This window comes from Geodermatophilus sp. URMC 62, assembly GCF_052931475.1.
On sequence record NZ_JBRFHY010000001.1, the window covers coordinates 1,202,530 to 1,214,653 of the forward strand.

The 12,124-nt window shown below is 76.5% G+C and carries 16 protein-coding genes; 5 read left to right on the plus strand and 11 right to left on the minus strand.

What is annotated here, in order from left to right; translation table 11 throughout:
- Positions 1-308: 308 nt before the first annotated feature.
- Positions 309-1,004, plus strand: a complete 696-nt coding sequence (locus tag ACU616_RS05730; RefSeq protein WP_446757511.1) for a hypothetical protein — start codon at positions 309-311, stop codon at positions 1,002-1,004.
- Positions 1,005-1,008: 4 nt separating this feature from the next.
- On the opposite strand, the gene ACU616_RS05735 is transcribed toward ACU616_RS05730, so the two are convergent.
- Entirely contained in the window at positions 1,009-1,944 is a 936-nt protein-coding gene (locus tag ACU616_RS05735) for an NAD-dependent epimerase/dehydratase family protein (protein WP_446757512.1), read from the minus strand.
- Positions 1,945-2,071: 127 nt separating this feature from the next.
- On the opposite strand from ACU616_RS05735, the gene ACU616_RS05740 reads away from it, so the two are divergent.
- Positions 2,072-2,767 carry a TetR/AcrR family transcriptional regulator gene (locus ACU616_RS05740; RefSeq protein WP_446757513.1) on the plus strand — a complete coding sequence of 232 codons (696 nt, stop codon included), beginning with the start codon at positions 2,072-2,074 and terminating at the stop codon, positions 2,765-2,767.
- 10 nt (positions 2,768-2,777) lie between these two features.
- Here the strand turns inward: ACU616_RS05740 and ACU616_RS05745 are convergent, their stop codons facing one another.
- The 4 genes from ACU616_RS05745 to ACU616_RS05760 all read right to left on the minus strand — a co-directional run bounded on the left by ACU616_RS05745 (position 2,778) and on the right by ACU616_RS05760 (position 6,261).
- Complete coding sequence (locus tag ACU616_RS05745; RefSeq protein WP_446757514.1) at positions 2,778-3,692, minus strand: IS982 family transposase; 915 nt, start codon at positions 3,690-3,692, stop codon at positions 2,778-2,780.
- 99 nt (positions 3,693-3,791) lie between these two features.
- The gene (locus ACU616_RS05750) at positions 3,792-5,507 is read right to left on the minus strand and encodes a DUF885 domain-containing protein (protein ID WP_446757515.1); all 1,716 of its coding nucleotides are present in this window, start codon (positions 5,505-5,507) and stop codon (positions 3,792-3,794) included.
- A complete protein-coding gene (locus ACU616_RS05755) occupies positions 5,504-6,040 on the minus strand; it encodes an FABP family protein (RefSeq protein ID WP_446757516.1) in 537 nt (178 codons plus the stop codon). The genes ACU616_RS05750 and ACU616_RS05755 overlap by 4 nt, the downstream gene beginning before the upstream one ends.
- Positions 6,041-6,114: 74 nt before the next feature.
- On the minus strand, positions 6,115-6,261 hold the full coding sequence (locus ACU616_RS05760; protein WP_446757517.1) for a hypothetical protein: 147 nt from the start codon (positions 6,259-6,261) through the stop codon (positions 6,115-6,117).
- Positions 6,262-6,330: 69 nt separating this feature from the next.
- Between ACU616_RS05760 and ACU616_RS05765 the strand changes: the two genes are divergently transcribed.
- From ACU616_RS05765 to ACU616_RS05775, 3 genes are all read left to right on the plus strand, one after another.
- Entirely contained in the window at positions 6,331-6,588 is a 258-nt protein-coding gene (locus tag ACU616_RS05765; protein ID WP_446757518.1) for a DUF4184 family protein, read from the plus strand.
- Between the two features lie 223 nt (positions 6,589-6,811).
- Positions 6,812-7,531, plus strand: coding sequence for a PP2C family protein-serine/threonine phosphatase (locus ACU616_RS05770; protein ID WP_446757519.1), 720 nt, complete (start codon positions 6,812-6,814; stop codon positions 7,529-7,531).
- Positions 7,489-7,950, plus strand: coding sequence for a PP2C family protein-serine/threonine phosphatase (locus ACU616_RS05775; protein ID WP_446757520.1), 462 nt, complete (start codon positions 7,489-7,491; stop codon positions 7,948-7,950). Before ACU616_RS05770 ends, ACU616_RS05775 begins: the two co-directional genes overlap by 43 nt.
- A gap of 129 nt (positions 7,951-8,079) precedes the next feature.
- On the opposite strand, the gene ACU616_RS05780 is transcribed toward ACU616_RS05775, so the two are convergent.
- From ACU616_RS05780 to ACU616_RS05805, 6 genes are all read right to left on the minus strand, one after another.
- A complete protein-coding gene (locus tag ACU616_RS05780) occupies positions 8,080-8,373 on the minus strand; it encodes a DUF1416 domain-containing protein (protein WP_446757521.1) in 294 nt (97 codons plus the stop codon).
- Positions 8,374-8,375: 2 nt separating this feature from the next.
- Complete coding sequence (locus ACU616_RS05785) at positions 8,376-9,209, minus strand: sulfurtransferase (RefSeq protein WP_446757522.1); 834 nt, start codon at positions 9,207-9,209, stop codon at positions 8,376-8,378.
- A 36-nt stretch (positions 9,210-9,245) separates the two neighbouring features.
- Entirely contained in the window at positions 9,246-9,680 is a 435-nt protein-coding gene (locus ACU616_RS05790) for a DUF4395 domain-containing protein (protein ID WP_446757523.1), read from the minus strand.
- A gap of 147 nt (positions 9,681-9,827) precedes the next feature.
- A complete protein-coding gene (locus tag ACU616_RS05795; protein WP_446757524.1) occupies positions 9,828-10,277 on the minus strand; it encodes a thioredoxin family protein in 450 nt (149 codons plus the stop codon).
- Between the two features lie 49 nt (positions 10,278-10,326).
- Complete coding sequence (locus ACU616_RS05800) at positions 10,327-11,016, minus strand: LmeA family phospholipid-binding protein (protein WP_446757525.1); 690 nt, start codon at positions 11,014-11,016, stop codon at positions 10,327-10,329.
- Between the two features lie 3 nt (positions 11,017-11,019).
- Positions 11,020-11,880 carry a hypothetical protein gene (locus tag ACU616_RS05805; protein ID WP_446757526.1) on the minus strand — a complete coding sequence of 287 codons (861 nt, stop codon included), beginning with the start codon at positions 11,878-11,880 and terminating at the stop codon, positions 11,020-11,022.
- Between the last annotated feature and the right edge of the window lie 244 nt (positions 11,881-12,124).

Sequence of the window (12,124 nt, forward strand, 5' to 3'; positions counted from 1 at the left end):
TCGAGGTACACGAGAGAGGAGGTGGTCCGTACTTTGCATGCTTATCGGACTCGTGAGGTGGCTGTCCGCTAGCCGCCGTCCAGATGGGCCGCCCGTTCGGAGTGGAACCCGAACGCCGGCATCCTGATCGCCCGTCCGTCGCACGGCGGCGAGCGAGAACCGGACAGTCACCCGACCCCCGGGCCGCCGACACTCGTCCAGTCGGCCCACGCGCAGCCGCCTCGCGGTGGCGCCGTGGAGCAGCCCGGGGGTCGTCCGTCCCTGGGGACAGGTCCCCAGTCGCACCCGCCGGGGAGGGCCGAGCGGCCGTGGACACCGCCACGCGCAGTGCACCGGCCGGACGCTGGATCGCCGAGGCGGTCCGCGCCGCCACCCCCGACACCGTGGCCGCCCTCGTGCCGGCCCGCTTCCCCGCCTACGCCCGCGTGTTCCACCCCGCCGTCCGCTACGCCGGCGACGACGACGTCCACGTCCGCTGGGACGAGGTGGCCGCGGCCAACGGCGCCACCCCGCACCGCCTCATGCAGTGGCCGGGCGTCACCGGCTCCTGGGACTTCGTCAGCGAGCTCGACCAGCCCGGGGTGTGGAACGACGCCCCCGCCGAGGGCCACCTGGTCGAGCACGTCGCCCGGGAGGTCGCCGCCGTGCTGGCCACCGAGACGGCCACGCCCGGCGAGTGCTGGTTCGGCTGGGACGACGGCGGTGCGGCCGACCTGCCGCGGTTGCGGCTCCCCCGCAGCGACCTGCTGCTCGTCCGCGGCCCCGTGGACCGGGCCACCGCCAACTTCGCCCCCGAACCGCAGGAGCAGAGCGCGGCGCTGTGGTGGCCGGCCGACCGGGCGTGGTGCGTGGTCACCGACCCGGCCCTGATGAGCACCTACGTCGGGGGCAGCGTCGACGCCGTCGACGCCCTGCTCGCCACCCGGCTGGAGGTCGCCCCCGCGCAGCCGGGCGACCCGGTGACCCCCGACAGCGACCCGGTCAACCCGGTCGAGCCCCGCTAGCGCCTCAGGCCGCCGCCGCGGGCCCGGTCGCGGCCGCGGTCGCCATGAGCACCTGCTCCCACGGGGTGGCCGCCAGGCCGAACGCCCGCGTCGTCGCCGTGGCGTCGAGGACGAACTCCTGGTCGAACTGGTGCCGGATGTCGACCAGCTCGCGCACCGTCGGCGAGAACCGGCCCACCGCCCGCAGCAGGGGCCACGGGATGCCGCTGACCGCGACCGGCTCGCGTCCCATCGCCCGGGCCAGGTCGGCCAGGGCCTGCCGCTGCGAGCGCGGCGGGTTCGTGGGCACGTGCCAGGCCCGCCCGAGGGCCCGCTCGTCGGTGCCGAGGACCGCCAGCGTCGCGGCGACGTCGGGCAGGTACGTCCAGCTGCGGAGCGCGTCCGGGTCGCCGACCACCCAGGCGCGGCGGCCGCGGCGCAGCGCGGGGAGCTGGCGGACCAGGTGGGAGTGGTCGGCCGGCACCTGCGGCCCGACGAAGTCCCCCGCCCGCGCCTCGGTCACCCGGACGCGGCCGGCCTCGTGCGCGGCGAGCGCCTCGCGCCACATCGCGATCCGGACCCGCCCCTTGGCGTCGGTCGCGGCCAGCGGGCTCTCCGGTGTCATCGGCCCGGTGGGGCGGCCGTAGACGTAGAGGTTCGACATCGTCACCAGGACGGCGCCGGTGCGCTCGGCGGCGCCCAGCAGCGCGGCGGCCACCGGTGGCCAGTCGGTGGTCCAGCGGTGGTAGGCGGGGTTGACCGCGTTGTAGAGCGCGGCGGCGCCGGCGGCCGCGTCGGTGACCGCTGCGGTGTCGGCGGCCTCCACCCGGCGGTGCTCGACCCGCTCGGTCGAGGGGCCGCCGCTGCGCGAGAGCACCCGCACGCGGTGGCCCCGGTCGGCCAGCAGCTCCGCCGTCGTCCGGCCGACCGGTCCCTTGCCCACGATCACGTGCAGCGCCACGTCCGCTCCTCGGGGTCCGACGAGAGCGGTGCTCTCGCTCACCTGCCACCGTCCCGCCGTCGCCGGCATCCGTCAAGAGCACTGCTCACGGTTGCGCGCACTGCTCTCGACACGCCACCATGGTCCGGTGCCGTCCGCCCGCGACCGCGTCCGCGCCGAGATCACCGCCGAGATCACCGCGGCGGCCCGCCACCAGCTCGCCGAGGTGGGCGCGGCCGCCCTGTCGCTGCGCGCGGTGGCGCGGGAGCTGGGGATGGCCTCCTCGGCGGTGTACCGCTACTTCCCCAGCCGCGACGACCTGCTGACCCGGCTTATCATCGACGGCTACGACGCCATCGGGGCCGCGGCCGAGGCCGCCGACGACCCGGCTGCGCCGCCGGAGCAGCGGTGGTCGGCCGTGTGCACGGCGGTGCGGGACTGGGCGCGGGCCCACCCGCACGAGTACGCGCTGCTCTACGGCTCCCCCGTGCCCGGCTACACCGCGCCGCGCGACACCGTCCCCCCGGCCTCGCGGGTCGGGGTCGTGCTCGGCCGCGTCCTCGGCGACGCCGCCCGCGCGGGGCTGCTCACCGGGGACGGCGGGGGCCGGGAGCCCGGCCTGCTCGGCGACGCCGCCGTCGAGGTCCTCGGCCAGGACCACCCCGCCCTCGACGACGCCGTCCGGGTGCGCGCCCTGCTGGCCTACAGCGCGCTGTTCGGCACGGTCGGCTTCGAGCTGTTCGGCCAGCTGGTCGGCTCCGTCGAGGACGCCGACCGGTACTTCGACCTGGTGACGGCCGAGCTGGCCCGCCTGGTCGGCCTCGGGCCCGCCGAAGATGACTGATTCCAAGGGGTCAGTGGTCGTAGGCGAGTAGCGATCTGCGGACGGATTGGCCGGTGTGGTCGTTGTGCCAGATGACCGCGGTCAGGGCCAGCAGGCGCTGCAGCACCCGGATCAGGACGCCGGCTGGGGTGTGGCCGCCGTGCAGTTCGAGGTCGAGCTGGCCTTTGAGGGTGTCGAAGACCGACTCGATGGTCTGGCGCAGCGGTTTGAACACCGATGCGCCGGGCCGGTCGGGTTCTCCGCGGCGGGGGCGGCGCAGCAGCCTCAGCCCGGCGTCGGCCAGCTCGGCGTCGAAGCGGCGGCCGTAGTCGTGCTTGTCGGTGATGAGGATCTGTCCGGGATGGCTCGAGACGAGGGCGGGGTCGGCGCCGAGCAGGTCGAGCAGCACCTGGCGTTCGTCGGCTGTGGCGCCGGAGAGGGCGAAGGCGACCGGCAGTCCGTGCAGGGTGGCGATCAGGTGCAGCCGCAGCCCCCAGAAGTAGCGGGTGTGGCTGGCGCAGTAGCCGTACTCGGCCCAGCCGGCCAGCTCCGAGCGGCGGACCGCTTCCCGGGAGCGGGCGCATTCGATCGGCGTGGAGTCGATGACCCACACGTCATCGGCCCACAGGCTGGTGTCGGTCGCCAGGGCCCGGATCAGCCAGATCACGGTGCCGGCGAGGCGGCGCAGCCGCTTGTTGTAGCCGGGCTGGTGCGGCAGGTAGGGAAACAGCGGGCGCAGCTGCTGGCCGGCGAACCGCAGCCAGCGGGCCTCGCTGGTGAACCCCAGCAGCGCCTGCAACACCGCCAGGGTCACCAGCTCGGCATCGCTGAGCCGGGGAGCGATGCCCACCGCCGGGCGCCACGGGAGCCGCTGCGGCGCGGCCTTCAGCAGGTCATCGGTGCGGGCATACAGTGCCGTGGCGAGGGTGTCCAGGTCGGCGTCCACGAGGGCCTCCCGGCTCGACGTTGGGTTAGCAACGCCAAGCCTGAACACCCTCGCCCGTGATCACACCGGTTTCAGCCCGAACCCCTTGGAATCAGTCATCTAGAGCTGCGCGAGCTCCGCCTCGAGGTCGTCGAGCCCCAGCGAGCCCTGCGACAGCGCGGCCATGTGCCACGCCTTGAGGTCGAAGTCCGCGCCGCGGGCCCGCCGCGCGGCGTCCCGGCCGGCCCGCCAGGCGCGCTCGCCGAGCTTGTAGCTGATCGCCTGCCCCGGCAGCCCGAGGTAGCGGATCAGCTCGCTGTCGAGGAACGCCGGGTCGCTGCCGAGGTGCTCGCCGGCGAAGGCGCGCGCCAGCTCCGGCGTCCACGGCCGGCCCCGGTGCTCGGCGAGCACGCCCTCGGCGTCGTCGGGCACCGGCAGCCGCAGGTGCATGCCGATGTCGATCACCACCCGGATCGCGCGGAGCTGCTGGGCGTCGAGGTAGCCCATGCGGGCGCCGGGCTCGGTGAGGTAGCCGAGCTCGTCCATGAGCCGCTCGGCGTAGAGCGCCCAGCCCTCGACGTTGGCGCTCACCGAGCCCAGCGACGTCTGGTAGGTCGACAGGTCGCGCGAGACGTACGCCCACTGCGCCAACTGCAGGTGGTGGCCCGGGACGCCCTCGTGGTACCAGATCGACACCAGGTCCCAGAGCGGGAAGCGCTCGCGGCCCAGGGTGGGCAGCCAGGTGCGTCCGGGGCGGGAGAAGTCCTGCGCCGGGCGGGTGTAGTACGGCGCCGCGGCGCTGCCGGGCGGGGCGATCATCGCCTCCACGCGGCGGACCGGCTCGGCCAGGTCGAAGTGCGTGCCGTCCAGCGCCGCGATCGCCTCGTCCATCATCGCCTGCAGCCGCTCGCGGATCGCCTCGACGCCGTCGACCGCGGGGCCGTGCTCGCCGAGCCAGCGCATCGCCTCGACCGGCGTGGCGCCGGGCCGCAGCGCCTGCGCCTCCGCCCGCTGCTCGCCGAGGATGCGCCGGTACTCCGACCAGCCCCAGGCGTAGGCCTCCTCCAGCCGGTCCCCGGTGCTGAGGTCGGACCCGTTCCAGCGGCGCGCGGCGACCGCGTACCGGTCGCGGCCGACGGCGTCCGGCGTCCCCTCGGCCCGCGGCAGGTAGGTGTCGCGCAGGAAGTCGCGCACCTCGGCCACCGCGGCGTCCGCCGACCGCGCCGCGGCCTCCAGCTCGCCGCGCAGCGCGTCGGGGCCCGAGGCGGCCAGGCCGCCGAAGAACGGCCCGGACAGCCACTCGCCGAGCTGGCCGACGACGGTCGACACCTGCCGGGGCGCCACGAGCAGCCCGCGCCGGGCGCCCTCGGCCAGGGTCTGCAGGTAGCCGCGGTAGGCCTCGGGCACCCGGGCCATCCGGCGGGCGACGACGGCCCAGTCCTCCTCGGTCGCCGTCGGCATGAGCAGGAAGACCTGGCGGATCGAGTGCACCGGGCTGAACAGGTTCGACAGGGAGCGCAGGCCCTCGCCCGAGTCGTGCACGAGCAGCTCGGCGCCCAGCCGCTCCCGCAGCAGGCGGGCGCAGCGGCGCTCGACCGCGTCCCCGTCCACGGCGTCGGGGCCCAGGGCGGGGTCGGCGGCGAGGACGGCGTCGAGCTCGGCGAGCGTGCGCCGGGTGAGCTCCGCCTCGGCCTCGAGGCCGGCCGGGCTGGGGTCGGGCAGCCGGTCGTCGCCGGGCCGGGTGCCCAGCGACGTGGCCACGATCGGGTCGAGGTCGCAGACCGCGTCGACGTAGCGGTCGGCGACCTGGCGGGGCGTGGCGGCCGGGCCGGTCACCGGAGGCGCTCCAGCCGGGCCGACATGGTGGGGCGCAGTGGGGTGTCGGCCCCGGCCCGGTCCACGGCGTACATGAGCGCTCCCTCGACGATGCCGTACAGCCGCACGGCGCGGGTGGTGTCCGGGGCGTCGGGGGTGCGGGCCACGACGTCGCTGGTGAGCTCCCAGCTGGTGGTCGTGCGCGCCGTCCCGACGTAGAGCTCGACGATGCCCTCGGGGCTGGTCACCAGCAGCTCGACGTCGTCCTGGCCGCGCGGCCGCCAGAAGCCGGACTCCCGGACACCGGGCCCCTCGACCCGGCCGTCGTCGCCGATCAGCCAGGTGCGCGACTCGTAGGCGAGGAAGTCGCGGCCGTCGTGCGCGAAGCGGACCCACTGGCCGAAGCGGCGGTCGCCGGCGTCCCCACCGGCGGCGACGCCCTCGCCGTGCCACTCGCCGAGGAGAGGCAGCACCGACAGCAGGCCGGGCGCCACGTCCGGGCCGGAGCGGACGTCGACGGTGTCGGCGACGGGCAGGTCGGTCGGGCCGGTCACCGGCCGGCGTCCCGGGGAGGCATGACCGCCACCGTAGTCGGCGGGCCCGCCCGCCTCTGCCCGCGGACGGCGGCTCAGCGGCCGCGCGGAGCGCGCCCGGGAGGTGCCGCCCCCGGCTGCCGGCGCGCCGCGCGCCCGGGGCGGGCCAGGCGCCGGGCGGCGAGGAGGCAGGCGAGGGCCGCCACCGCGTACAGCGCGACCAGGACCCAGGCGGCGACCACGGCGCCACGGTAGGCGCGCACCCCGGCCGGCGGCGCCGGACCCGCCGCGCGTGGGGCAGGATGCGTCGCGTGCCGTCCCCCGGGAGCCACCAGGCGGCGGTGCTGCCGCTGCTGCGCACCGGGCTCCCGGCCCCGGCGCTCGTGGCCGGGAGCCCGGCCCGGACCTGTCACCCGCCCGGCCGCCCGGACCGGCCGACGCACGGCCTCCTCGGGATCGTCACCGTCGACGTCCTCCTCGGCGCCGCGGCGTGGGCGCTGTGGCACGGCCTGCTCGCCGCCGCGATGGCCGCCGCGGCCCGGCGCGCCCGCCGCCGTCCGGACGCCTGACCTGCGACCGCCCGGGACGCGACCGGGACCGGTGGTGCACGCTGGCGGGCCGGGGACCTCCCCGGCGGAGCGGAGGGGACGGCGCCATCGACAGCCGACGGACCGTGCCGGACGGCGACCCGCTGCACGCGGTGGAGGCCGAGCTCGCCCGCACGGCGGCCCGCTACGAGCGCGTCCTGGCCAACGTGGCCGACGGCATCTACGGCCTCGACCACGCCGGGCGGTGGAGTTCGTCAACCCGGCCGCCGAGCGGATCACCGGCCGGCCCGCCCCCGAGCAGCTCGGCCACGACCAGCACGAGCTCATGCACGGCGTCCGGCTCGACGGCTCGCCCTACCCGCGCGAGGAGTGCCCGGTCTGGCAGGCGCTGGCCACCGGGCAGCCGGTGGCCGCCGACGACGAGGTCTTCTGGCACGCCGACGGCTCCCCGGTCCCGGTGGAGCTGATCGCCGTCCCCATGGTCGAGGACGGCGGGGTGACCGGCGTCGTCGTCTCCTTCCGCGACCTCACCGACCGGCTGGCCGCCCGCCGCCAGGCCGCGGAGCTGCAGCGGCTGGCCGCGGAGAACGCCGCCGAGCGCGCGCTGTCCGACCGGCTGCAGCAGGCCCTGCTGACCCCGCCGCCCGAGCCCGACCACCTGCACGTGGTCGTGCGGTACCGGCCGGCCGCGCACGGTGCGCAGGTCGGCGGCGACTGGTACGACGCGTTCCTGCAGCCCGACGGGGCCACGGTGCTGGCGATCGGGGACGTCGTGGGCCACGACAGCGACGCCGCGGCCGCGATGGGGCAGCTGCGCGGGCTGCTGCGGGCGCTGACCTACGACGTCGACGAGCCGCCGTCGGCGACGCTGGCCCGCGCCGAGCGGGTCGCCCGCGGCCTGGCCGTGAGCACGCTGGCCACGTGCTGCTGGCACGCATCGAGCGGCTGCCGGACGTGCCCGTGACCGGCACCCGCCTCCTGCGGTGGAGCAACGCCGGCCACCTGCCGCCGCTGCTGCTCGACCCCGACGGGACGACGACACTGCTCACCACCCGCCCGGAGGTGATGCTCGGCGTCGACCCCTGCGCCCGCCGCACCGACCACACCGCCGAGCTCGGCGTCGGCCAGACGCTGCTGCTGGTCACCGACGGCCTGGTCGAGCGGCCCGGCCTCGACCTGGACGAGGGCACGGCGGTGCTGCGGGAGGCCCTGCGCGACCTGGGCGAGGAGCCGCTGGAGAGCCTCTGCGACACGCTGCTGGCCCGCCTGGTCCCGGGGCACGGCCGCGACGACGTGGCGCTGGTCGCCGTCCGCACCTACCCCGAGGACCGTCCGCGACCGCCCGAGGCCGGCCCCAACCGGCTCCCGCCCGGCATCGAGTAGCCGTCGAGTAGCCCTGGACACGACAGCGCCCCTCCCGGCCGGGCCGGGAGGGGCGCTGGCGACGCGATGGAACGGCCACCCTTCAGGGGCCCGCGCCGAGCCTGCGAGGCGTGGGAGGAAGGGTGGTCCTCACACGAGAGCGATGGTCGTCTCGTTCAGCCCGACCTCGGCGGAGAGGGCGCGCTCCCCCTTGCCGACCGGGGCCAGCGACCGGACCTTCCACTCCCCCGGGGCGGCGAAGAAGCGGAACTCACCCTCCGGGCTGGTGACCACCTCCGCGGTGAACTCGTCGGTCGAGTCCAGCAGCCGGACGTACGCGCCGGCGACGGGGGCGCCGTCGTGCCAGACCTGGCCCTGGATCACCGTCTGGGTGGCGAGGTCGATGCCGGCCAGGGCGCCGCCCTGCTTCGGTGCACCGCACATGCTCAGGCCCCCTTCTCGATCGGGACGCCGACCAGCGAGCCGTACTCGGTCCACGAGCCGTCGTAGTTCTTGACGTTCTGGTGGCCGAGCAGCTCGCGCAGCACGAACCAGGTGTGGCTGGAGCGCTCGCCGATCCGGCAGTAGGCGATGGTGTCCTTGCCGGTGTCGAGGCCGGCGTCGGCGTACAGCTTGGCCAGCTCCTCGTCGTTCTTGAAGGTGCCGTCCTCGTTGGCCGCCTTGCTCCACGGCACGTTCACCGCGGTGGGGATGTGGCCCGGGCGCTGCGCACCCTCCTGCGGCAGGTGCGCGGGGGCGACCAGCTTGCCGGCGAACTCGTCGGGCGAGCGGACGTCGACCAGGTTCTTCTCGCCGATCGCGGCGACGACCTCGTCGCGGAAGGCGCGGATCGAGGTGTCGGGCTCGGAGGCCTTGTACTGGGTCGCGGGGCGGGAGACGGCGTCGGTGGACAGCGGGCGGCTGTCGAGCTCCCACTTCTTGCGGCCGCCGTCGAGGAGCTTGACGTCGGAGTGGCCGTAGAGCTTGAAGTACCAGTAGGCGTAGGCGGCGAACCAGTTGTTGTTGCCGCCGTAGAGGACGACGGTGTCGTCGTTGCTGATGCCGCGCTCGGACAGCAGCTGCTCGAACTGCTCCCGGCTCACGAAGTCGCGGCGCAGCGGGTCCTGGAGGTCGGTCTTCCAGTCCAGCTTCACCGCACCCTCGATGTGGCCCTTGTCGTAGGCACTGGTGTCCTCGTCGACCTCGACGAAGACGGTGCCGGGGGCGCCGAGGTGCTCCTGGGCCCAGTCGGCGGTGACGAGCACGTCGTTGCGGCTCATGGGGGGTGTTCCTCCCTGTGGTGGGTGTGCGGACGATCAGACGGTGCGGGCGCGGGCCCGCCGGACGGTCAGGTACAGCTCGCAGCCCAGGCAGAAGCCGGTGGCCGCGTTGAGCAGGGCCGCGACGAGCGCGAGGCCGGTGGCGACGGCGCCGAGCACCGGGGCGCCGGCCAGGTACCCGCCCGCGCCGACGGCGGCGAAGACGAAGCCGACGAGCTGGGCGAAGCGCACCGGGGGCTCGGGCTCGCGCTCGCGCACCGGGCCCAGCCGCGGCGCGACGAGCGCGCGGAAGAGGACCCCGTAGGGCGCGTACCGCAGCCCGGCGGCGGCACCGACGGCGAACACGACCGCCTGTGCGGCGGCCAGCCAGCCGCTCGCGGTCAGCAGGACGACGGCGAGGACGGCGCTGGTCACCCAGGCGGCGAAGCGCGGACCGCGCACGTCGACCGTGCGCGCGGGACTGTCGGGCATCAGATGGGCTCTCCGGACGGCGGTGGGGGCACGTCTGGGCGGAGCGGGGCCGCCCTCAGGAGGCGTGACACAGGCAGCTGCCGACGCGGCACAGGTCGACTGTGCGGCGCGAGGTCAGCAGGGTGCCCACGCGGCGAGGGTAACCGATCACGCCCGGGCTCCCGTGTGGGCGTCGACGAGGGCGGTGAGGTCCTCCGGCCGCGGCGCGCCGCTGCTGCGGCCCAGCAGCCGCCCCTGACGGTCGAGCCAGAACAGCGTCGGCGTGCGCCGGACGTCGAGCTCGCGGACGGCGTCGAGGTGGCTCTCGGCGTCGACGTGGACGTAGGCCAGACCGGGCCGGGTACCCCGCAGGTGCTCCAGGCGGGCGCGGGTGGTGCGGCACGGCCCGCAGAAGGCGGTGGAGAACTGGACCACGGTCAGGTCCGCGTCGCCGGGCCGGACCCCGAGCCCCTCGAGCACCGCGGTGGGCCCCACGCCGTCCTCCTCCGTCGCGTCGGCCGCGGCACGCAGCCGCCCGTCGCGGGTGCGCAGCCACCAGGCCGCCACCGCGGTGAGCACGAGCGCGGCGGCGAGCACCAGCAGTCCGGTCCCGCTCATCCCCGGCGCCAACCCGGCCGGGACGCCGGGCATTCCCCGGGTCACCCGGTCAGGTGGCGCGGAAGACCGTGTCCGTGGCCGCGACCGTGACGACGACACCGTCGTCGGCCGGCGTGACCCCGGTCAGCCGCAGCCCGAACGGCAGGCGGACCGGGTACCGCAGGTCCAGCATCGCGGCCGCGCGGTCGACGACGAGGTCGGGCACGTCCACGCCGGCGGCCTCGGCGTCGTCGACCTCGACGACGAGCTCGTCACCCTCCAGCACGACGTCGCCGACCGCGGTGAGCGGCACCGTGTAGCCGAGCACCTCGACGGTGCGGGTGACCCGCAGCCCGTCGCCGGCGCGCTCAAGGGTGGTGTCGGCGCCGAGCTCCCGCGACAGCAGCGCGTAGGACAGCGTCGCGGTCCCGTCGACGCGGTCGACCGGCACCTCCCGCACCGAGCCGGACAGCACGTCCGACAGCGGCACGTGCACGCCGTGCAGCGCGACGTCGGCGCGGGTGCCCTCGGGCCGGCCGAGGTCGGCGGCGGTCAGCGTGATGCGCACCTCGTCGTAGGTGCCGGCGACCGCCTGGGTGAGGAACGGCCAGCCCGTGACGTCGACCTGCGGGGCGCCGGCGAGGTCCCCGGCGCTCTGCAGCCGCGCGGCCACCCGGTCCTCCGCGATCCCCTCGGCGACCGGGTCGGCCACCAGGACGGCCACGACCAGGACGGCGAGCAGGGCCAGCAGTGCGCGCACGGGTCAGGCGACCGCGAGCGCGAGCAGGACCGGGGCGCAGACGGCCAGCGGCAGGACCGCCGCCACCAGCACGCCGGCGCCGGGCCGGGCACCGTCCGCGTCGGCGTCCGGGCCGCTGCGCGCGCCGGTCAGGGCGTCGGTCAGGGCGTCGGTCAGGGCGAAGGAGGTGGCCAGACCGGCCAGCGCGGCGGCCAGCCCGAGCACGAGCCCGGTGGTGACCCCGGAGAGGACGTCGACCAGCTCCCCGGTGCCGCTCTCCGCCAGCGCGACGGCGACACCGGCGAGCAGGGCCAGCAGCAGCCCCGGCACCCCGCGGGCGACCCCGGCCGCGACGACGGGCCGGGGCAGCGCGGCGTCGGCCAGGTGACCGGCGGCCAGGGCCGCGCCCACCACCAGCACCGGCGAGCCGACCGGCTCCCCCTCCTCGCCGGCCACCCCGGGGAGCAGGAGCAGCGCGAGGGCGCACACGGCCGCCACCAGGAGCGCCGTGCTGCCGAGGGAGCCCACCACGTCGCGCCGCGGGGGCCGGCGCAGCATCTGGTGCAGCACGGCGGCGAGCAGGGCCGGGCCCGCGACGGTGAGCAGCACGCCCGGGCCCGGCCGGTCGGCCAGACCGACGAGCAGGTCGGCGCCGCCGGCGGCGGCGAGGGCCAGGACGAGGACGCCGAGGGCCCCGGGCGGGACGGTGGCCAGGACCCAGCCCGCGGCCAGCGCGACCTGCAGGACGACCACCGCGGCCGAGCGGCCGGCCGTGCCGAGCAGGTCCGGCGCGAGGACCAGCAGCGCCGTGGCGACCGCGACGGCGGCGGCGGAGCCGAGGTGCCCGGCCCGGGCGCCGGGCCGGCTCTCCAGCGCGGTGGTCACGCACCCTCCTCGCCGGACCGGCCGGCCCGCGCGGCGGCGCCGCGGGGTCCCGCTCGCTCCCGATCGTCGCAGACGCCGCCGGGCCGGGACGCTCGACGGGCGCAGCCGGTGCGGGCCGGCGTGTCCGGGGCCGGCGCCGCTCCGCGCCCGGCCACACCGTTCCGCAGTCGTGACCGTCGGTGCACGAGTCGCCCGGAGCCGGTCGGCTATCCTGCTGTCCCGCGTTCGACAGCGCCGTCGATGC

What these genes read in the sequence shown, in the direction of transcription:
- ACU616_RS05780 (WP_446757521.1), bottom strand. Translation starts at nt 8,373, where the DNA reads ATGTGCGGTGCACCGAAGCAGGGCGGCGCCCTGGCCGGCATCGACCTC.
- ACU616_RS05785 (WP_446757522.1), bottom strand. Translation starts at nt 9,209, where the DNA reads ATGAGCCGCAACGACGTGCTCGTCACCGCCGACTGGGCCCAGGAGCAC.
- ACU616_RS05790 (WP_446757523.1), bottom strand. Translation starts at nt 9,680, where the DNA reads ATGCCCGACAGTCCCGCGCGCACGGTCGACGTGCGCGGTCCGCGCTTC.
- ACU616_RS05795 (WP_446757524.1), bottom strand. Translation starts at nt 10,277, where the DNA reads ATGAGCGGGACCGGACTGCTGGTGCTCGCCGCCGCGCTCGTGCTCACC.